This window comes from Proteus sp. G3927, from assembly GCF_963894685.1.
GTDB classification, from domain to species: Bacteria; Pseudomonadota; Gammaproteobacteria; order Enterobacterales; family Enterobacteriaceae; genus Proteus; species Proteus mirabilis.
The window spans coordinates 17,422-36,874 of record NZ_CAWQGX010000013.1 but is presented as its reverse complement, the minus strand read 5'-3'; the positions used below and the strand labels follow the sequence as shown (position 1 = coordinate 36,874).

General features: G+C 39.0%; 19 protein-coding genes and 1 pseudogene. 14 read left to right on the top strand and 6 right to left on the bottom strand.

The features are described from left to right. Positions 1 to 26 precede the first annotated feature (26 nt). The gene (locus AACV00_RS04615; RefSeq protein WP_004245110.1) at positions 27 to 518 is read right to left on the bottom strand and encodes a YajQ family cyclic di-GMP-binding protein; all 492 of its coding nucleotides are present in this window, start codon (positions 516 to 518) and stop codon (positions 27 to 29) included. A gap of 256 nt (positions 519 to 774) precedes the next feature. Here AACV00_RS04615 and panE point away from each other — a divergent pair, with 256 nt between their 5' ends. Together panE and yajL are read left to right on the top strand one after the other, a co-directional pair. After that, positions 775 to 1,695 carry a 2-dehydropantoate 2-reductase gene (gene panE / locus AACV00_RS04610; RefSeq protein WP_004247218.1) on the top strand — a complete coding sequence of 307 codons (921 nt, stop codon included), beginning with the start codon at positions 775 to 777 and terminating at the stop codon, positions 1,693 to 1,695. Further along, on the top strand, positions 1,664 to 2,281 hold the full coding sequence (gene yajL, locus AACV00_RS04605; protein WP_004252560.1) for a protein deglycase YajL: 618 nt from the start codon (positions 1,664 to 1,666) through the stop codon (positions 2,279 to 2,281). Before panE ends, yajL begins: the two co-directional genes overlap by 32 nt. A gap of 1,194 nt (positions 2,282 to 3,475) precedes the next feature. Here the strand turns inward: yajL and thiI are convergent. Continuing rightward, the gene (gene thiI / locus AACV00_RS04600) at positions 3,476 to 4,927 is read right to left on the bottom strand and encodes a tRNA uracil 4-sulfurtransferase ThiI (RefSeq protein WP_004245118.1); all 1,452 of its coding nucleotides are present in this window, start codon (positions 4,925 to 4,927) and stop codon (positions 3,476 to 3,478) included. Between the two features lie 199 nt (positions 4,928 to 5,126). On the opposite strand from thiI, the gene xseB reads away from it, so the two are divergent. The 12 genes and pseudogenes from xseB to AACV00_RS04540 all read left to right on the top strand — a co-directional run bounded on the left by xseB (position 5,127) and on the right by AACV00_RS04540 (position 15,971). Next, complete coding sequence (xseB, locus tag AACV00_RS04595; protein ID WP_004247215.1) at positions 5,127 to 5,390, top strand: exodeoxyribonuclease VII small subunit; 264 nt, start codon at positions 5,127 to 5,129, stop codon at positions 5,388 to 5,390. Continuing rightward, complete coding sequence (ispA, locus tag AACV00_RS04590; protein ID WP_004245120.1) at positions 5,391 to 6,314, top strand: (2E,6E)-farnesyl diphosphate synthase; 924 nt, start codon at positions 5,391 to 5,393, stop codon at positions 6,312 to 6,314. Between the two features lie 66 nt (positions 6,315 to 6,380). Then, a complete protein-coding gene (gene dxs / locus AACV00_RS04585; RefSeq protein ID WP_110706755.1) occupies positions 6,381 to 8,255 on the top strand; it encodes a 1-deoxy-D-xylulose-5-phosphate synthase in 1,875 nt (624 codons plus the stop codon). A 340-nt stretch (positions 8,256 to 8,595) separates the two neighbouring features. Continuing rightward, positions 8,596 to 9,015, top strand: a complete 420-nt coding sequence (rbsD, locus tag AACV00_RS04580; protein ID WP_004245122.1) for a D-ribose pyranase — start codon at positions 8,596 to 8,598, stop codon at positions 9,013 to 9,015. 7 nt (positions 9,016 to 9,022) lie between these two features. Then, positions 9,023 to 10,531 (top strand): ribose ABC transporter ATP-binding protein RbsA, encoded by a 1,509-nt coding sequence (gene rbsA / locus AACV00_RS04575; protein ID WP_004245123.1) that lies wholly within the window; start codon positions 9,023 to 9,025, stop codon positions 10,529 to 10,531. A gap of 1 nt (position 10,532) precedes the next feature. After that, positions 10,533 to 11,498, top strand: coding sequence for a ribose ABC transporter permease (gene rbsC / locus AACV00_RS04570; protein ID WP_004245124.1), 966 nt, complete (start codon positions 10,533 to 10,535; stop codon positions 11,496 to 11,498). A gap of 39 nt (positions 11,499 to 11,537) precedes the next feature. Beyond that, positions 11,538 to 12,428, top strand: coding sequence for a ribose ABC transporter substrate-binding protein RbsB (rbsB, locus tag AACV00_RS04565; RefSeq protein WP_004247214.1), 891 nt, complete (start codon positions 11,538 to 11,540; stop codon positions 12,426 to 12,428). A 77-nt stretch (positions 12,429 to 12,505) separates the two neighbouring features. After that, a complete protein-coding gene (gene rbsK / locus AACV00_RS04560; protein ID WP_004245126.1) occupies positions 12,506 to 13,432 on the top strand; it encodes a ribokinase in 927 nt (308 codons plus the stop codon). A 4-nt stretch (positions 13,433 to 13,436) separates the two neighbouring features. Then, on the top strand, positions 13,437 to 14,444 hold the full coding sequence (gene rbsR / locus AACV00_RS04555; RefSeq protein ID WP_012367471.1) for a ribose operon transcriptional repressor RbsR: 1,008 nt from the start codon (positions 13,437 to 13,439) through the stop codon (positions 14,442 to 14,444). 102 nt (positions 14,445 to 14,546) lie between these two features. Then, positions 14,547 to 14,789, top strand: a complete 243-nt coding sequence (gene vapB / locus AACV00_RS04550; RefSeq protein ID WP_110706756.1) for a type II toxin-antitoxin system VapB family antitoxin — start codon at positions 14,547 to 14,549, stop codon at positions 14,787 to 14,789. After that, positions 14,782 to 15,208: pseudogene (vapC, locus tag AACV00_RS04545) on the top strand (type II toxin-antitoxin system tRNA(fMet)-specific endonuclease VapC). Before vapB ends, vapC begins: the two are co-directional and overlap by 8 nt. A gap of 427 nt (positions 15,209 to 15,635) precedes the next feature. Next, on the top strand, positions 15,636 to 15,971 hold the full coding sequence (locus AACV00_RS04540) for a zinc ribbon domain-containing protein YjdM (protein WP_004245134.1): 336 nt from the start codon (positions 15,636 to 15,638) through the stop codon (positions 15,969 to 15,971). Positions 15,972 to 16,056: 85 nt separating this feature from the next. Here the strand turns inward: AACV00_RS04540 and thiL are convergent, their stop codons facing one another. The 4 genes from thiL to ribD form a co-directional block, all read right to left on the bottom strand. After that, a complete protein-coding gene (thiL, locus tag AACV00_RS04535; protein WP_004252576.1) occupies positions 16,057 to 17,037 on the bottom strand; it encodes a thiamine-phosphate kinase in 981 nt (326 codons plus the stop codon). Positions 17,038 to 17,130: 93 nt separating this feature from the next. Then, positions 17,131 to 17,544: a transcription antitermination factor NusB gene (gene nusB / locus AACV00_RS04530; RefSeq protein ID WP_004245136.1), complete on the bottom strand. Its 414-nt coding sequence runs from the start codon at positions 17,542 to 17,544 to the stop codon at positions 17,131 to 17,133. A 28-nt stretch (positions 17,545 to 17,572) separates the two neighbouring features. Continuing rightward, positions 17,573 to 18,043: a 6,7-dimethyl-8-ribityllumazine synthase gene (ribH, locus tag AACV00_RS04525; protein WP_004245137.1), complete on the bottom strand. Its 471-nt coding sequence runs from the start codon at positions 18,041 to 18,043 to the stop codon at positions 17,573 to 17,575. Positions 18,044 to 18,255: 212 nt separating this feature from the next. Then, positions 18,256 to 19,413 carry a bifunctional diaminohydroxyphosphoribosylaminopyrimidine deaminase/5-amino-6-(5-phosphoribosylamino)uracil reductase RibD gene (gene ribD / locus AACV00_RS04520; protein WP_012367467.1) on the bottom strand — a complete coding sequence of 386 codons (1,158 nt, stop codon included), beginning with the start codon at positions 19,411 to 19,413 and terminating at the stop codon, positions 18,256 to 18,258. Between the last annotated feature and the right edge of the window lie 40 nt (positions 19,414 to 19,453).

Below are 19,453 nucleotides of genomic sequence, written 5' to 3'. Positions count from 1 at the left end.
CAGCGCATTTTTTTATACTTTCGTCATTAATCACGAAAATTGGTAAATTGGAAAGGCTGACCTAATTCACCCTCTCTAACTAATTTCATCACAGCTTGCAAATCATCACGTGATTTACCTGTTACTCGTACTTGCTCACCTTGGATCTGTGCTTGTACTTTTAATTTGCTGTCTTTGATCATTTTAACGATTTTTTTCGCTAAAGGAGTATCAATACCTTGTTTTAAGGTCGCTTCTACACTGTATGTTTTTCCGCTGTGAGTCATCTCTTCAGGGATATTTAAAACAGCACCATCAATCCCTCTTTTTGCCATTTTCTCACGCAGAATATCTAATAACTGCTGCACCTGAAATTCAGATACACTAGTTGTTTTTACTGACTCAGTTTTTTCGTTTAATTCAAAACTTGCTTCAACATTACGAAAATCCCAACGAGTAGTCAGTTCACGTTGTGCGTTCTCTACCGCATTGCGCACTTCATGCAAGTCAACTTCAGATACGATATCAAAAGATGGCATTCGTTCTTCCTCAATAAATAAAAACAACCTGAATAATAGCTGTTTTTCACTCAGCAAAAAAGCCATACTCATGTCATTACTCTTGACTTTCCATATAACAAAGCAGAGATAGCTTCAGCAAGTGAAGATAAACGATGTTATAATTTGATATAGCTCTCAATTTGCATTGATAAAATTACCGAACTGTTAATAATATTAGGTTAATGTTAGATGAATAATATGGAGCGCCTGTTTACCATTTAGCAGGAGAAAAATGATGAAAATAACCGTATTAGGATGTGGTTCAATTGGTAAACTTTGGATTGCAGGATTAACGCAACAAGCCCATGAAGTACAAGGATGGTTAAGAATACCTCAACCTGATTTTGACGTTAACGTTGACTCCATTAATGGTATCCCATTTCAACAACGCATTATAGCCAACCAAAAAACATGGCTACAACACAGTGAGTTACTGCTTGTTTGCTTAAAGTCTTGGCAAGTTTCAGACGCGGTTAATGCACTTATCCCTCACCTCTCTGCTGATTGCCCGATTTTACTGATCCATAATGGTATGGGAACACTAGATGAACTCACCCTACCTGAAACACCGACTAAAAGAGCGATATTACAAGGTATAATCACTCATGGTGCTTATCAACAAGATCAAAAAGTGCTCCATACAGCAGAAGGGATCACCCACATTGGCCCACTAAATACAACAGCACGTCAATACGGTTATTTAGCTGAAATTTTACATCAAGCTTTACCGGATGTAGCTTGGCACAATGATATTCATACTATTAGCTGGCTAAAATTAGCCGTAAATTGTGTTATCAACCCTTTAACGGTGTTTTATCAATGTCGCAATGGTGATTTATTAAAATACCCTGAGCATATCCAGAAAGTCTGTGATGAAGTTTATCAGGTAATGGAGCGAGAAGGTGTTATACCTACCTCTAGATCACATTTACATGGTTATATTATCGATACCATAGAGCAAACTGCTAATAATTACTCATCTATGTATCAAGATGTGAAATATCAACGCCATACCGAAATCGATTATATTACAGGCTATCTATTACGTAGGGCATCAGAGCAAGGACTCGTGTTACCCGAAAATAAGCGACTTTTTCAATTTATAAAACAGAAGGAAGGCAATTATGACCATATCCGCACTCATCTGTCTAGCTAATGGTAGTGAAGAAACAGAGGTTGTTACCACCGCTGATTTACTCGTTAGAGCTGGAATTAAGGTCATACTTGCTAGTGCTGAAGATGATGTTGATGACTTAGTGATCACCTGCTCACGAGGGATCAAATTAATTGCTGATGTCCCATTAGTTCGTGTTGTTGATCACCATTATGATGCCATTATTTTACCCGGAGGATTAATAGGTGCAGAAACCTTACGAGATAGTCCTCTTGTTGTTGAAAAAGTACGCCGCATGCACAGTGAAAATAGACTAGTTGCCGCTATTTGCGCAGCTCCTGCGATCATCTTAGAGTCTCATAACCTCTTTCCAATAGGCAATATGACAGGTTTCCCCGGCTTAAAAGATAAAATCGAACCTAAAAAATGGGTTGATTATCGGGTTTACTTTGACGAAAGAGTCAATCTGATTACTAGCCAAGCCCCTGCTACCACTATAGATTTCGCACTTAAAATTATTGAGCGCCTAAAAGGTAAAGCAGTTGCAGCTGATGTCGCTAAACAACTTGTATTACCACCAGGTATTTATAATTATCAAGATGAATTTACTGGGTTTGGGGATAGGTAAATAATAATTGCTAACATATTATATTGAGCAAAAAAATAATATTTTTGCTCATTTTTATTCAGATATTCTTTATATTGGATCTATTTTAAGAATGATAACATTACTACAATAATAGAATTTAGTTATTTTAGTAATAGAAAGGTATAATATTCTGGGCATTGATATTTCTGAAAATAAAACTATTAGTTTTAACGCTCATCATGAACGAAGAGTAATTACTTCCATTAATAAAAATCCAAAAATTAGTATAATAGGTAAAAAAAATAAAATAACAATATATAGTATTTATCAACGAACTAAATTTGGTGATTATGAACGAGATGGTAATCCTCTAATATATTCATTAAAAGGTATTTTTAACTATACAATAACAATCAATGAACTATATAAATTCAAACCTTCTTTTTTAGCTATATTAAATAAAATAAGAGATAAAATAGTAAATCAAAATATTATATTTATCGCTATGCCTTCATCTAGTACAGTTCCATACCTATTGGCTAGGAGGGTTTCTCGTCATTTCAAGTCAACACTCTATAATGAGATATTTATAAAATGTACAGTAGAAGAAGTTATAAATCGTTATGCTAACAGCACAGTAAATAAAAAAGAAAATCATATAAAATTACTAAACAGAACGTTATCTGAATTACAATCTTTACCTCCCAATACGATTTTCAAAATGAAGCACATCCCTAATAAAATTAGGCATTATTTCTCTCCTTGGAAAATAGATCCAAACTTTAATATTAGAAAATTAAATAATTACAATATTATTTTAATTGATGATTTGCTTTCAACAGGAACAACATTAAATATGGCAACTATCGAACTAAATAATTTAGGATTTACCTGTTCTACTGCAATATGTCTTCTAAGTAATCTTTGAAATTGCTATTTTTTTCTATTACTATATATTTATAGGATAAGATCTAGATGATAGTTTTAGATCTAAGAGCTAACATACACCCTTAGCTCTATAAATATGAAGCATTTTGTAAAAGATGTGGGTTCGCGCAAGCACCTTGATGATGGTCTAGCTATAAGAGCAAAGTAATCATCTGGAGAATGGCAGCGACATTCCCCAACATTATTGTTGTATAAAAAATAAAAGCCACTAATTTTAACTACTTTGCATACTAAGTAGTTAAAATTAGTGGCTTTTTTATTAATAAAGCACAGTCTGCCAATATGTTACTTCTTACGATACACCTTTACGTTATTAAAGCCTTGTTCACGTAAATATAGTGCTTGTAAACGACTCATCATACCTCGCTCACAATAGAGCAAATAAGTTTTGCTGTTATCTAAATCACCAAATTGTGTACTTAATTTATAAAATGGTAATTCTTTAACATCTACACCCTCTAATTTTAATGGTGAGTTTTCTTGTTCTTCTGGAGAGCGGATATCCAGTACAACGTCATTCGTTGCAAACTCAGAGACCATTTCAACTTCTGTTACTTGCTGTACCGTCTCTTCAGCAATACGGCGAATATCCATATTCTTAGCATTTTCAACAACACTATCGAGAATAGAAAAATCAAATTTTTCTTCTTCAGCTTCGATTTTGGCTTTAACCGCTTTTACTGTAGGATTCTTGGAGATAACACCACAAAACTCTGGCATAGTACGAGCAAAATCTTCCGTACCAATTTGGCGAGCGATATTAATGATATTTTCTTTATCGTGTGTGATAAGAGGACGCAGAATTAAGGTATCCGTCGCATTATCAATTAAACGTAGATTGGTTAATGTTTGGCTAGAAACCTGCCCTAATGCTTCACCTGTTACAATAGCTTGTACGCCATAACGTTCAGCAACACGAGATGCCGCACGCACCATCATACGTTTCAGAACAACCCCCATCTGGCCATCATCAATTTTCTCTAAAATTTCTGCCACAACGGGTTCAAAATCAACGGCAACAAAATGTACTTTATGAGAGCGTCCAAAGCGGTTCCAAAGATAATGTGCAACTTGTTTAACGCCAATTTCGTGGGCTGAACCACCAAGATTAAAAAAGCAGTAATGAACACGACTACCGCGGCGCATCAACATATAACTTGATACACCAGAATCATAACCACCAGAGATAAGTGATAATACATCTTCTTGTGTACCAATAGGGAAACCACCAATACCTTCATAGCGAGCATTAACTAGGATCAGCTTATCATCTTCAATTTCTAGATTAATGGTCACATCCGGACGAGTTAATTTTACTTTTGCACTTTCAACGTGTTGGTTAAAACCACCACCCACATAACGCTCTACTTCATTAGAAGTAAAACTGTGTTTACCACGGCGTTTAGCTCTTACGCAAAACGTTTTGTTTTCAACTAAATGACCAAAGGCAGCAAAGGTCTGTTCAAAAATATTATGTAAATCGGTATAGCTATGCTCTTCAACTTGTAAAAAGTGATGAATACCTGGGATACGAGTTAGCGCATCACACACCGCTTCGCTTTTACTTTCGTCTTTACTGACAACCACAATGTTGTCCCAGTGGCGAACAACCGTGATATCATCACCTAATGTACTTAATACATTGCGAATATTACTGGTCAGAATTTTGATAAAACGTATACGAACAGATTGGCTTTTGATCGTGATTTCGGGGAATAATTTAATAATAAACTTCATAGTCAATGGTCATAGGTTATTAAGTAGAGACATAAACTACAGTGATATTAATTGACTGGAGTTTATAAAAGTCACAAAGTATATCACCAATATTTAGGCCTCACCCGCAAAAATCGCTGACTGAATAAGAAATTTTCTTCTCAATTGTAGTAAGATGATCACTATTATTCAGCTAACATGCTTTATCATCAAAAATATTATGGCTAAAAAAACGACATCAATTAACCAAGACACCACGCAAACTCCAAGTTTTGAAGCTTCGATGCAAGAACTTGAGCAAATAGTTAACCGCTTAGAATCAGGTGAATTACCTTTAGAAGAGGCCCTTAATGAGTTCGAACATGGTGTTCGTTTAGCTCGTGTGGGACAAAAAACATTACAAGATGCTGAACAACGTGTTCGCATCTTACTCAAAGAGGATGATGACGCTACACCTGATGATTTTATCCAAGAGGCTGAATAATTGAGTAACGCAACTTTATGTACGGATGCGTTCCGTCAAAAATTACATTCTGCACATCAGCGTGTTGATGAAGCACTCAACCAAGCGCTACAAACGTTGCCTTTTTCTGATATGCCACTCAGCCAAGCAATGCGCTACGGAGCACTCTTGGGGGGGAAACGTTTACGCCCATTTCTTGTTTATGCGGTAGGAGAAATGTTTAACGTACCTGTTGCTAATCTTGATGTGCCAGCAGCCGCTATTGAGTGCATTCATGCATATTCACTGATCCATGACGACTTACCTGCAATGGACAATGATGATTTACGTCGAGGAAAACCCACTTGTCATATTGAGTTTGGCGAAGCCAATGCCATTTTAGCGGGTGATGCATTACAAACCTTGGCCTTTGAAATTTTAGCCAAAAATGCGATGCCTGATGTCGCCATTGCCGATCGCGTAGCCATGATTGCTGAATTAGCCACAGCCAGTGGTTTAGCGGGTATGTGTGGTGGACAGGCACTTGATCTTGATGCCGAAGATAAATCAATTGATCTTGTCGCTCTTGAGAAAATTCATTTACATAAAACAGGTGCGTTAATTCGTGCAGCGGTTCGCCTAGGGGCACTTAGCGCAGGGCAAAAAGGGCACGATGTGTTACCTGCACTGGATAAATATGCCCACTCTATAGGCTTGGCTTTCCAAGTTCAGGATGACATTTTAGATGTTATTGGGAGCACTGAAGAGACTGGAAAGCGACAGGGAAGTGATCAAGAAGCTGGAAAAAGTACTTATCCGGCTCTACTTGGTTTAGCACAAGCACAAAAGAAAGCACAGGAATTGTATAACGAAGCATTGGATGCCTTAGCGTTTCTTGAACAATACGAGTACGATACCTCTACGCTAAAACAATTAGCGAATTTTATCGTAGAACGGAAAAACTAATAAAAAATAAAAAGAGCAGCTTACCTGCTCTTTCCCTATTACAAGTCATTAATTAATAGGCATCACATGAGCATTGATATCGAAAAATATCCCACATTGGCGTTGGTTGAAACACCCGAAGATTTACGCCTATTACCAAAAGAGAGTTTACCTAAACTCTGTGATGAGCTAAGGCTATATCTTCTTAACAGTGTCAGCCGCTCAAGTGGTCACTTCGCCTCAGGTTTAGGTGCTATTGAGTTAACGGTTGCGCTTCATTACGTTTATAAAACTCCCTTTGACAATCTGATTTGGGATGTGGGCCATCAGGCTTACCCTCATAAAATATTAACGGGTCGTCGTGATCGCATTGATACTATTCGTCAAAAAAACGGCTTACATCCCTTCCCTTGGCGTGATGAGAGTGAATATGACAAACTCTGTGTTGGTCATTCATCCACCTCTATCAGTGCTGGACTGGGTATGGCTGTTGCTGCAGAGCAAGAAAACCTAGGCAGAAAGACTGTTTGTGTGATTGGTGACGGTGCAATTACGGCAGGAATGGCATTTGAAGCCATGAATCATGCTGGTGATATTAATCCAGATATGCTAGTGGTACTTAACGATAATGAAATGTCGATTTCAGAAAATGTCGGGGCACTAAATAACCACCTTGCACAACTTCTATCTGGCAAACTGTATACCACGCTACGTGAAGGTGGCAAAAAAGTCTTTTCTGGTATTCCCCCAATTAAAGAATTACTGAAAAAGACAGAAGAACATATTAAAGGCATGGTTGTGCCCGGCACCATGTTTGAAGAGTTAGGTTTTAACTATATTGGTCCAGTTGATGGTCACGATGTTATTGCTTTAGTACAAACGCTCACGAATATGCGCGATCTAAAAGGGCCGCAACTTTTACATATTATGACCAAAAAAGGTCGGGGTTACGCTCCCGCAGAGCAAGATCCAATCAGTTGGCATGCGGTACCTAAATTTGATCCGAAGACAGGTACTTTACCTAAAAGCCCGAATGCACGCCCGACGTTTTCAAAAATTTTTGGGGACTGGTTATGTGAAGAAGCCGCCACTGATGAAAAGTTAATGGCAATCACCCCTGCTATGCGTGAAGGCTCTGGTATGGTGCGCTTTTCTAAAGAGTACCCCGCACAATACTTTGATGTCGCAATTGCGGAGCAACACGCCGTCACCTTCGCTGCTGGATTAGCCATTGGTGGTTATAAGCCGATCGTGGCTATTTACTCTACCTTCTTACAACGCGCTTATGATCAAGTGATCCACGATGTGGCTATCCAAAAACTCCCGGTACTCTTTGCTATCGATCGTGGTGGCATTGTTGGTGCGGATGGTCAGACCCACCAAGGAGCTTTTGATCTCTCTTTCTTACGCTGTATCCCTAATATGATTATTATGGCACCTAGCGATGAAAATGAGTGTCGCCAAATGTTGCACACAGGTTACCATTATCAAGAAGGGCCTGTCGCTGTACGTTATCCTAGAGGATCAGGGGTTGGTGCGCCATTACAACCGCTGATCGAACTTCCTATAGGAAAAGGTATTATTCGTCGCCAAGGTAAAAGTATTGCAATTTTAAACTTCGGAACCTTATTACCCGAAGCCTTAGATGTTGCAGAAAAACTGGATGCAACAGTTGCAGACATGCGCTTTATCAAACCACTAGATAAAGAACTGATCCTTTCTCTTGCCAAACAACACGACATACTGGTCACCTTAGAAGAAAATGCCATTATGGGTGGCGCAGGTAGCGGCGTTAACGAGTTATTAATGCAAGAGCGTTGTTTAGTGCCCGTACTTAATTTAGGGTTACCTGATCTTTTTGTGCCACAAGGTGGACAAGAAGAGATCAGAGCCGATTTAGGACTTGATGCAACAGGCATTGAAAAATCGATTAAAGCTTATCAGGCTCATTCTTTGAGCTAATATTTCAAAAGTCTCTCTTGCTTGTAAAGCCGGAGAGACTATTGATAAGGTTAATAAATTCTGACTTTATTTTCTTGTAAAAACTGCCCTTATTTCTTTTCTTTTTTAATTATTTTCAAATCTTGTTAAAGATCACTTTTTAATGAAATTAACTGTAATTTATCAATTTTAAAATTGAATCCATTCAGCGTTAATTGATTCAATCAGTTAGATTTTTCCTTTTTTCTTTCCTTTAACGAAACGTTTCGATCACCTTCACAATATAAATAAATCCAACTTGTTTTCCTATTTTCATTTCCTACTATGTAGAACAGCGAAACGTTTCGCTGAGGAGGCAAAGATGAAAAAAGGTGTATTACTTAATAGTTCAATTTCTAGCGTAATTGCACGTTTAGGACATACTGATAAAATAACGATTGCAGATGCTGGATTACCCATACCCTCCTCTGTTGAGCGTATCGATCTTGCTTTAACTCAGGGGATCCCTGACTTTATGTCAGTGTTACAAACGATCACCCATGAAATGCAAGTCGAAGCCGTTATGCTTGCCATAGAAATTAAAAATATAAACCCACTTCTTTTTAGTGAGATAACCCGTTATTTGCATTTATTAGAACAACAACAAAAAAAACCTATCGAGATCATTTATGTCACTCATGAAGAATTTAAAACACAACTTCCAGATAATAAAGCGGTGATAAGAACAGGTGAATGCTCTCCTTATGCCAATATCGTGCTGTTTTCTGGTGTGACTTTCTGAGGCCAATATGGAAGCATTACTTGAATTAAAAAATATTGATAAATCATTTCCAGGCGTAAAAGCATTATCTGGTGCGACGTTACGAATTTATCCTGGCCGAGTGATGGCACTTGTTGGTGAAAATGGCGCAGGTAAATCCACACTAATGAAAGTGCTAACAGGTATCTACCAAAAAGACGCAGGTGAAATTATTTATCAAGGGGAACGTTGCTCTTTTAATGGTCCTAAGTCTTCTCAAGAAGCCGGAATAGGTATTATCCATCAAGAACTCAATCTTATCCCTGAATTAACCATTGCAGAAAATATCTTTTTAGGTCGCGAGTTTACCCGTGCATTTGGTGCCATTGATTGGAAAAAAATGTATGCAGAAGCGGATAAATTACTTGCTCGCTTAAACCTTCCTTATCGCAGTCATCGCTTAGTTTCTGAATTATCCATTGGTGATCAGCAAATGGTTGAAATTGCCAAAGTACTCAGTTTTGGCTCTAAAGTGATTATTATGGATGAACCGACAGATGCATTGACAGACACCGAAACTCGCTCTCTGTTTAGTGTGATAACTGAATTAAGAAATCAAGGTTGTGGCATTGTCTATATCTCACATCGATTAAAAGAAATTTTTGATATTTGTGATGATGTAACTGTGTTGCGCGATGGTCAATTTATTGGCGAAAAGCCCGTTTCTTCATTACAAGAAGAGACACTTATTGAAATGATGGTAGGCCGTAAATTAGAAGATCAATACCCTCGCATCCATATTCCTGCAGGAAAAACTAAACTTAATGTCTCTCACTTAAGTGGTGCAGATATACATGATGTCAGCTTCTCCCTATATGAAAATGAAATTTTAGGTATTTCAGGGTTAATGGGCGCAGGCCGTACTGAATTAATGAAAATGATTTACGGTGCATTGCCAAAAACACAAGGTAGCGTGGCGTTAGAAGGTAAAATTTGTCAGATCAAAAAGCCTGCAGATGCACTTGCCCAAGGTATTGTTTATATCTCTGAAGACAGAAAACGCGATGGTTTAGTGCTAGGAATGTCAGTAAAAGAGAATATGTCACTGACGGCGCTACCTTATTTTAGTCGCACTATGGGGATCTTAAATCATAAAGAAGAGCAATTAACTGTCAGTGACTTTATTAAATTGTTCAACATAAAAACCCCGTCCATCAATCAGATCATTGGTTTTTTATCAGGCGGTAATCAACAAAAAGTCGCTATTGCTCGCGGACTAATGACCCGTCCTAAAGTACTTATTCTTGATGAGCCTACCCGCGGTGTTGATGTGGGGGCGAAAAAAGAGATTTACCAATTAATTAATAAGTTTAAACAAGAGGGATTAAGCATCATTTTGATCTCTTCAGAAATGCCAGAGGTAATGGGAATGAGTGACCGCATTTTAGTTATGCATGAAGGTCGTATCAGCGGTGAGTTTTCTGCCAATAATGTCACACAAGAGATGCTAATGGCGGCGGCTGTTGGTAAACAATATGGTGCTACAGTAGGAGTTTGAGATGAGTACAAAATCAATACCAGCGTCAAAACGATGGTTCTCTAAGGCTTGGTTATTAGAACAAAAATCACTCATTGCCTTATTGTTGCTTATTGTCGTGGTTTCAACACTCAGCCCGAATTTTTTTACCTTAAATAATATTTTTAACATTCTACAACAAACCTCTGTTAACGCAATTATGGCTGTAGGTATGACATTAGTCATTTTAACCTCTGGTATCGATTTATCGGTAGGTTCATTACTCGCTTTAACCGGTGCTGTTGCTGCTTCTATGGTAGGGGCTGATGTTAATGCGTTAGTGGCTGTTGTCGGTGCTTTAGCATTAGGAGCCGCTATTGGTGGCGTTACAGGTGTCATTATCGCTAAAGGTAAAGTGCAGGCATTTATTGCCACATTAGTGATGATGCTGTTATTGCGTGGTGTCACGCGTGTTTATACTGATGGCAGTCCAATAAATACAGGATTTAGCGATAATGCCGACCTGTTTAGCTGGTTTGGTATTGGACGCCCCTTTGGGATCCCCACCCCTATTTGGCTGATGATGATTGTCTTTTTAAGCGCGTGGTATGTATTGCATCACACACGCTTGGGTCGCTATATCTATGCCCTTGGAGGAAACGAAGCAGCAACCCGTTTATCTGGTATTAGTGTCGATAAAATCAAAATTATTGTTTATGCGCTTTGCGGTTTATTAGCGGCCCTTGCCAGTGTCATTGAAGTTGCTCGTCTTTCTTCCGCCCAACCAATGGCTGGCAATGGTTATGAACTGGATGCTATCGCCGCTGTCGTCTTAGGTGGTACCAGTCTTGCTGGCGGTAAAGGACGCATAATGGGCACACTTATTGGTGCGTTAATTTTAGGCTTTCTCAATAATGCACTCAATTTATTAGGCATATCATCCAATTATCAAATGATAGTCAAAGCTGTTGTCATCTTACTTGCCGTGCTGGTTGATAACAAAAAATAATACGCTTTCTCTTAATCCGAACCCCGACAGGAATATATTATGAAACTAAAAAAAATAGCAACGCTTCTCTCAGTGGTTGCTCTAAGCGCTACCATAAGTGCCAATGCATTAGCAAAAGAGTCTATCGCCCTCGTTATTTCAACGCTCAATAATCCTTTCTTTGTCACCATGAAAGACAGTGCACAAAAAGAGGCGGATAAATTAGGTTATGACTTAGTCGTGCTTGATTCAATGGATAATCCAGCCAAAGAATTGGCAAATGTGCAGGACTTAACCGTAAAAGGCACCCGTTTAATGCTCATTAATCCAACGGATTCTGATGCTGTAGGTAATGCCGTGTTAATGGCAAATAAAGCTAAAATTCCTGTAGTAACCCTAGATAGAGTAGCCAATAAAGGTGAGGTTGTTAGCCATGTTGCTTCTGATAACCGCCTAGGAGGAAAAATGGCGGGAGATTATATTGCGGAAAAAGTGGGTAATGATGCCAAAGTGATCCAACTAGAAGGGATCGCCGGAACCTCCGCTTCTCGTGAGCGTGGAGAAGGCTTTAAACAAGCTGTTGATGCTCACAAACTTAATATATTAGCAAGCCAACCTGCTGACTTTGACCGTACTAAAGGCCTTAATGTTATGCAAAATCTATTAACCGCTAATCCTTCAGTGCAAGCGGTATTTGCTCAAAACGATGAAATGGCATTAGGGGCATTGCGTGCATTACAAACTGCAGGTCGTACCGATGTCTTAGTTGTTGGCTTCGATGGCACAAATGATGGCATTAAAGCGGTTAACCGAGGTGTTTTAGGTGCGACTATTGCACAACGCCCCGATCAAATTGGTATTATTGGTATTCAAACCGCTGATAAAATTCTGAAAGGGGAAAAAGTGGATCCCACTATTCCTGTTGAGCTTGAATTAGTCACTCAAAAATAATCACCCATCTAACCACGTAGTACTTTCGCTGCGTGGTTAGTTTCGTTATAAACTAGGCTTTCAAAGGATAAAAGGCTATGACAACTCCCCGCCTTGCTGTTTTAGGTAGCATCAATGTTGACCATATTATGAATATTGCACAATTTCCCAAGCCCGGAGAAACCGTGATTGGTCATGACTATAAAATAGCATTTGGTGGTAAAGGGGCAAATCAAGCCGTCGCTTGTGGACGTAGTGGTGCCGATATCACGTTTATAGCCTGTGTGGGAGATGATGCTATTGGTCGCGAAATCATCGCTCAATTAAAAACAGATAATATTGATACTGATGCAATTCGTATTATTCCCAAGACACCTACAGGTGTAGCAATGATCCTAGTTAATGAACAAGGCGAAAATGTCATTAGCATTGTTGCCGGAGCAAATAGTGCACTCACTCCAAGCCATTTGCATCAGTATCGTCATATTATTGAACAAGCAGATGCTTTATTAATGCAATTAGAATCCCCTCTAGACACTGTCTTTGAGGCAGCAAAACAAGCCAAAGCACATCAAACAAAAGTGATTTTAAATCCCGCTCCTGCACAGCCGTTATCTGATGAATTTCTGAGTTTTATTGATATTATTACGCCAAATGAGACAGAAGCCGAAATATTAACCGGTATTTCTGTGCATGATGAAGTGGGTGCAGCTAAAGCGGCTAATATTTTGCACAGCAAAGGCATAAAACACGTTTTAATCACTTTAGGCAGTCGTGGAGTATGGTTTAGTGAACAAGGCACCGGTATGATCATTCCCGGTTTTCGTGTTGAAGCAGTTGATACTATTGCCGCAGGTGATACCTTTAACGGTGCATTTGTTACAGCGATATTAGAAGGTAAATCAGCTCATGATGCGATCCGTTTTGCCCATGCAGCCGCGGCAATTGCAGTGACACGTCATGGCGCGCAATCCTCCGTCCCTTGGCGTGATGAAATTAAGTCATTTTTAGCAGAGCGAGCATAATATTTTGGCAACAATGAAAGATGTCGCCCGTTTAGCGGGTGTTTCAACATCCACCGTTTCCCATGTTATCAATAACAATCGTTATGTGAGTGAAGGTATCCGCGCAAAGGTTAATCATGCAATAGCAACCTTAAATTACGCCCCTTCAGCATTAGCTCGTAGTTTAAAAATGAACTGCACACGTACCATAGGGATGTTAGTTACCGCCAGTAATAACCCCTTTTATGCTGAAGTCGTTCGAGGTGTTGAACGAAGTTGCTATGAACAAGGCTATAGCCTCATTTTATGCAACACCGAAGGCGACTATGAGCGCATGGATACTAGCCTGGAAACCTTGCTACAAAAGCGTGTCGATGGGCTGTTATTAATGTGTACTGAAGCCCGCGCACCATCAAGTGAAGTATTAAATCGTTATCCACGGTTACCCATGGTGATGATGGATTGGTCTCCATTTGAATACAGTAGCGATATTATTCAAGATAACTCCCTATTAGGGGGAGAATTAGCCACGAATTATTTAATTGAAAAAGGTTTTACTGACATCGCCTGTATTGCGGGTCCCCAAGATAAACTTCCCGCTAAACATCGCCTACAAGGCTACTATAATGCGATGCAACAAGCTGGGTTACCCATTCGTAAAGAGCTGGTTTTAACCAGTGATTTTGAGTTTGCGGGTGGCTTTAGTGCAATGCAAACACTGCTCTCACTCCCTATACAACCACAGGCCGTATTTACCTGTAATGATGCAATGGCGGTCGGTGCTTACCAAGCGATTTATCAAAAAGGACTACGTGTGCCTGATGATATTTCTATCGTCGGTTATGATGACATCGATTTAGCCTCTTATATGATCCCCCCTTTAACGACTATTCATCAACCCAAAGATGAATTGGGCAAACTTGCTGTAAGCCAATTATTACGTCGTATGGAAGATATTGAAGCACAAGCCAATCTATTAGTGTTAACACCCAAACTGATTGAACGAGGCTCGGTGATAGCTCATAGGAAATAATCTTTTACATTAATAGGTTAATAGGTTGTGTATATATTTCACACAACCTATTTGGTATCCTATAAAAACTGCTATATGGCAGTTTTTATAGGAGCTATTACTATGATCCAGTATGGCAAAGTATTTATGAGCAATAGAACACAAAATGTTCGATTACCCGCTGAGACTCGATTTCCGGATAATGTAAAAGAAGTTTTTGTTCGCGTCAAAGGCAAAGAGAGAATAATCACACCTATACAAAATGCATGGGATAGCTTTTTCTTATCAGAAAAGTCTGTAACAGATGATTTCTTATCTGAAAGGCCTGATCAAGCCACAAGTGAAAGAGGATCCTTTGATGATTAAATACCTATTAGATACAAATTATTGTTATATTCACTATTAAACGCAAGCCTGAGTTTTTATTACCAAAATTCAACCAACATGCTGAACAATTAGCTATTTCTACAATTACACTCGCTGAGCTCATTTTTGGTGCTGAAAAAAGTGTAAATCCAGCCAAAAACTTAGCTACGGTTAACGACTTTGTTTCTCGACTGACTGTTTTATCTTACGATGACTTAGCAGCTTTTCATTATGGAGACATTAGAGCAACACTAGAAAAACAGGGAAAACACGTTGGTGATAACCACTTACATATAGCAGCACATACTAGAAGTAAGGGGCTAATAGTCGTTACCAATAATACTCGAGAATTTGAAAGAGTTAATGGTTTAAGAATTGAGGATTGGACCGTTATTAACTCAGACCCCCAAACTGATTGAACGAGGCCGGTGATAAATTTTATAAAATAACAACAAGAAGATTAACACTATTATTACTGATACTCTCTTTTAAAGAGAGAGTAGTTATTTTATCTAAGTTAACAAAATAAATAATTATAAAATCAATAAGTTAATTTATGTTTTTAAATGATATTATTTCTTATTATTTTGTGTATTACCTTCTATATTTAATCTACTTTTTCTCATCTTTTATCCAATAATCCATGAAAGATGCAAAACTCTATCAGATCTATTATACTCTTATCCTTTCGCATTATCTGTGGCAATACTATTTTTGGTCATTTGGGTCATCATATTAGACTTTTTACGCTAAAACGATAATGTGTCCTTTTGTTTATCGGGCAAGTGTTATCCTCTTTGTGACGATTAATCACTTCCCATTTTGAAAAAATTTGAGAGTATTATTATGTCATTACCTTCTTGTCCTAAATGCAACTCAGAGTATACCTATGAAGATGGGGCAATGTATGTCTGCCCTGAATGTGCCCACGAATGGAACGATGCTGAGCCAACAACTGATAGCGATGAGCTGATTGTTAAAGATGCCCATGGTAATTTATTAGCCGATGGGGATTCAGTGACAGTCATTAAAGATCTAAAAGTAAAAGGTAGCTCAACGCCGCTCAAAATTGGTACAAAAGTTAAAGGGATACGTTTAGTGGAAGGCGATCATAATATTGATTGTAAAATTGATGGCTTTGGACAAATGAAATTAAAATCTGAATTTGTGAAGAAAAGCTAATCTTGAATTATCATTAAAATGATTAATAACATTATTTTGATTTCAGAGGCGCTCATTAAGCGCCTTTTGTTTATAGCGATATGATTTATTTATTATCACCAAAGTGATCAAACCCTTTCAGATTAGGGTGCACTTCTTTACCTTCACGTAAATAACGTATACCTTCTGCAATTGGCATAATTTGCCCTATGCAATGAAAGTCAGCTCCCGTATGGGCTAAAGCAATATCTAAAGCCCCACGATTTATTTCAGGCACGGTAAAGCATAGCTCATAGTCTTCGCCACCACTTAATGCCCAAATTTCAGCTTGCTCTTTACTCACCTGTGATTTCATTGCCGTAGAATAAGGCAACGCATCTAAGTTAATACGAGCACCACAACCACTTGCCGTTAAAATATGGTTTAGATCTGAAATAAGACCATCAGAAATATCAATAGCAGCACTTGCTAAAGATCTTAATGCTTGCCCCTGTAAAAGACGAGGCTGTGGACGCAAATGCCTAGTAATAAAATAGTCTCGGCTTTCTGGTTGACTAGGTTGTAATCTATTTTGTAAAACCGCGAGTCCTGCCGCGCTATCCCCTAAAAAGCCTGTAACATAGATCCAGTCACCAATTTTTGCCCCTGAGCGTAATAGTGCCATACCTTGAGGAACCAAGCCTTGTATTGTGATAGTTAAGCTCAATGGCCCTTTGGTTGTATCCCCACCAATCAATTGAATAGAATAATACTCTGCTAATGCAAATAGAGAGCGACTAAAGGCCTCAAGCCAATCATTATCGACTTTTGGCAATGTTAAAGCTAATGAAGCCCAAGCAGGATCTGCCCCCACCGCGGCTAAATCACTAATATTGACCGCTAATGCTTTATACGCTAAATCTTCAGGGGAAATGGTTGGTAGGAAGTGTATTCCACTGACTAAGGTATCAGTACTAATTGCCACTTGTTGCTTTTCAGGTACAGTCAATATTGCACAGTCATCCCCAATTCCCGTACTCACATCTTTGCGTTTAACTGGCTGAGAAGTGAAATATTGTTTAATGAGGGAGAATTCACCACAAGGCATTATCAATTTCCTATGAAGCAATGCTTATTAAATAAAAGGCCGGAGTAACCGGCCTTGGATTATTAATTTACCATAGAGGAAACGTGAAGAACGTTATTTTTTACGTACAGTTGGTGCAGCTTTATCTAACACGCCATTGACAAATTTATGGCTATCATCAGCACCAAACACCTTAGCCAATTCAATCGCTTCGTTAATGGCTACTTTATAAGGAACATCTTCACGGAAGCTGAGTTCAAACATAGCTAAACGTAAAATCGCTTTTTCAACTTGGCCTAGCTCTTCCAGTTGACGTGATAAATAAGGCTCCATCGCCTTATCTAAACGTGCTGCATTGATTGCAACACCCACTAAAAGCTCACGGAAATAAGCAATATCTACACCTTGGGTATCCTGCTCGGATAAAAACTCCAATTCCACATCCGCGATGTCATTTCCGGATAATTGCCATGAGTAGATAGCTTGTACAGCACACTCACGAGCACGACGACGAGCAGCAGGTTTCACAAAATTCCCCTTTAGTTAAAACAGATGATTAGCCTTTAATGGCTTTAAGTACATTGATCATTTCAAGTGCTGTCATTGCAGCTTCAGCACCTTTATTGCCCGCTTTAGTACCAGCTCGTTCAATTGCCTGCTCAATGCTTTCAGTGGTTAATACACCAAAAGTCACAGGGATCTCACTTTGCATTGCAACATGAGAAAGGCCAGAGCTGCATTCGCCAGCAACGTATTCAAAATGTGCGGTTCCACCACGGATAACAGTACCTAACGCGATAACTGCATCATATTTGTCGCTTTCTGCTAATGCTTTTACAGTTAATGGCAACTCATAAGCGCCAGGAACCCAAACGACGGTAATATTTTCTGAGGAAACTTGTCCGATACGCTCAAGTGCATCAACGGCACCTTCTAACAAGCTATCATTAATAAAATTATTAAAACGGGCAATTGCAATCGCTACACGTGCGTTTGGCGCCGCGACAACACCTTTGATTACGTTCATAGGTTACCTTTTTCTCCTATCCGCGGGGCGCGGATTTTATCACATTCTTTCCTTTACTGCGCTCAGTTTTATGATAACACAGCAAAGGAGCCAAAAATCCTTGATAAATCAAGGTAGTTAGTTGGCTGATAACAATGTCGTAACGACAGGGAATAACACACACGGCGCTATTTTACTACAAATAGCGCCATAGACACACATATTTGCATCTATTAATAACGAGGTTTTAAACAAACGCGGATATCAGGACCGATTTGTTGAAGAGAATCTATTGTAAATTCAGGGGCTTCAGATAATGACGACAGTGGTGAAATGGATAATAAACCTCGAGCATCATTGCCTAAAATTTTCGGAGCAATATAAATGATAAGCTCATCAACAAGACCAAGCTCTAATAGTGCGCCAGCAAAATGTGCGCCACTCTCAACCCATACACTATTAATATTGCGTTTACCTAACTGCATCATTAATAACACTAAATCGACACTACTATTTTTGCCATTAGTAGGAAGCAAAATTTCTGAGACATCACCTTGCCAAGCTTCTTGCTGAGAGTGAGTCCGAGCAAGCAAGCACTCACCTGCAAGTTGTGTAATTTTATAGTCGGGAGTTACCCTATTTTGGCTATCGGTAATAATGCGAATAGGCTGGCGCAATGACTCTAGTGGATAAATCGCTTTTATTTCATCGGATAATGCTTCCCAACGCACATTCATTGCAGGATCATCGGCTAAAACAGTGGCACTCGTTGTTAAAATAGCACTAGCTTGCGCGCGAAAGTTTTGTACATCTTGCCGCGAAGCGTTAGAGGTTATCCATTGACTTTCCCCTGATGCTAATGCCGTTTTACCGTCTAAAGAGGCGGCCAGTTTTAATTGGATATAAGGAAACCCTGTTCTCATACGTTTAAAAAAGCCGATATTCAATTTTTCAGCTTCTTGCATTAATACGCCATGAGAAACATCAATACCTGCAGCGACTAATTTATGTAAACCACGTCCTGCCACTTGAGGATTGGGATCTTGCATTGCAGCAACAACACGTTTTACCCCGGCGTTGATTAAAGCATCAGCACAAGGAGGCGTTTTACCAAAGTGGCTACATGGCTCAAGCGTAACATAGACGGTAGCACCTTTGGCATTTTCACCCGCCATATTTAATGCATTCACTTCGGCATGTGGACCACCTGCATGATGGTGATAACCTTCACCTATAATCTTCCCTTCTTTCACAATCACGCATCCCACATTTGGGTTAGGTGATGTTGTAAAACGTCCTAATGCAGCTAACTCTATCGCTCGACGCATATAGGTTTCATCATTAGCCGGCTCATTGCCCGTAAGATTGTTGCTGTTGTTAATTGTCATCATAGATTTATTATTTATCGTTATTTTCAAATAGTCGTGTGAA

What these genes read in the sequence shown, in the direction of transcription:
- xseB (WP_004247215.1), top strand. Translation starts at nt 5,127, where the DNA reads ATGGCTAAAAAAACGACATCAATTAACCAAGACACCACGCAAACTCCA.
- ribD (WP_012367467.1), bottom strand. Translation starts at nt 19,413, where the DNA reads ATGATGACAATTAACAACAGCAACAATCTTACGGGCAATGAGCCGGCT.
- AACV00_RS04540 (WP_004245134.1), top strand. Translation starts at nt 15,636, where the DNA reads ATGTCATTACCTTCTTGTCCTAAATGCAACTCAGAGTATACCTATGAA.
- thiL (WP_004252576.1), bottom strand. Translation starts at nt 17,037, where the DNA reads ATGCCTTGTGGTGAATTCTCCCTCATTAAACAATATTTCACTTCTCAG.
- rbsB (WP_004247214.1), top strand. Translation starts at nt 11,538, where the DNA reads ATGAAACTAAAAAAAATAGCAACGCTTCTCTCAGTGGTTGCTCTAAGC.
- rbsK (WP_004245126.1), top strand. Translation starts at nt 12,506, where the DNA reads ATGACAACTCCCCGCCTTGCTGTTTTAGGTAGCATCAATGTTGACCAT.
- rbsC (WP_004245124.1), top strand. Translation starts at nt 10,533, where the DNA reads ATGAGTACAAAATCAATACCAGCGTCAAAACGATGGTTCTCTAAGGCT.
- rbsD (WP_004245122.1), top strand. Translation starts at nt 8,596, where the DNA reads ATGAAAAAAGGTGTATTACTTAATAGTTCAATTTCTAGCGTAATTGCA.
- thiI (WP_004245118.1), bottom strand. Translation starts at nt 4,927, where the DNA reads ATGAAGTTTATTATTAAATTATTCCCCGAAATCACGATCAAAAGCCAA.
- panE (WP_004247218.1), top strand. Translation starts at nt 775, where the DNA reads ATGAAAATAACCGTATTAGGATGTGGTTCAATTGGTAAACTTTGGATT.
- ribH (WP_004245137.1), bottom strand. Translation starts at nt 18,043, where the DNA reads ATGAACGTAATCAAAGGTGTTGTCGCGGCGCCAAACGCACGTGTAGCG.
- vapB (WP_110706756.1), top strand. Translation starts at nt 14,547, where the DNA reads ATGATCCAGTATGGCAAAGTATTTATGAGCAATAGAACACAAAATGTT.
- yajL (WP_004252560.1), top strand. Translation starts at nt 1,664, where the DNA reads ATGACCATATCCGCACTCATCTGTCTAGCTAATGGTAGTGAAGAAACA.
- dxs (WP_110706755.1), top strand. Translation starts at nt 6,381, where the DNA reads ATGAGCATTGATATCGAAAAATATCCCACATTGGCGTTGGTTGAAACA.
- rbsA (WP_004245123.1), top strand. Translation starts at nt 9,023, where the DNA reads ATGGAAGCATTACTTGAATTAAAAAATATTGATAAATCATTTCCAGGC.
- AACV00_RS04615 (WP_004245110.1), bottom strand. Translation starts at nt 518, where the DNA reads ATGCCATCTTTTGATATCGTATCTGAAGTTGACTTGCATGAAGTGCGC.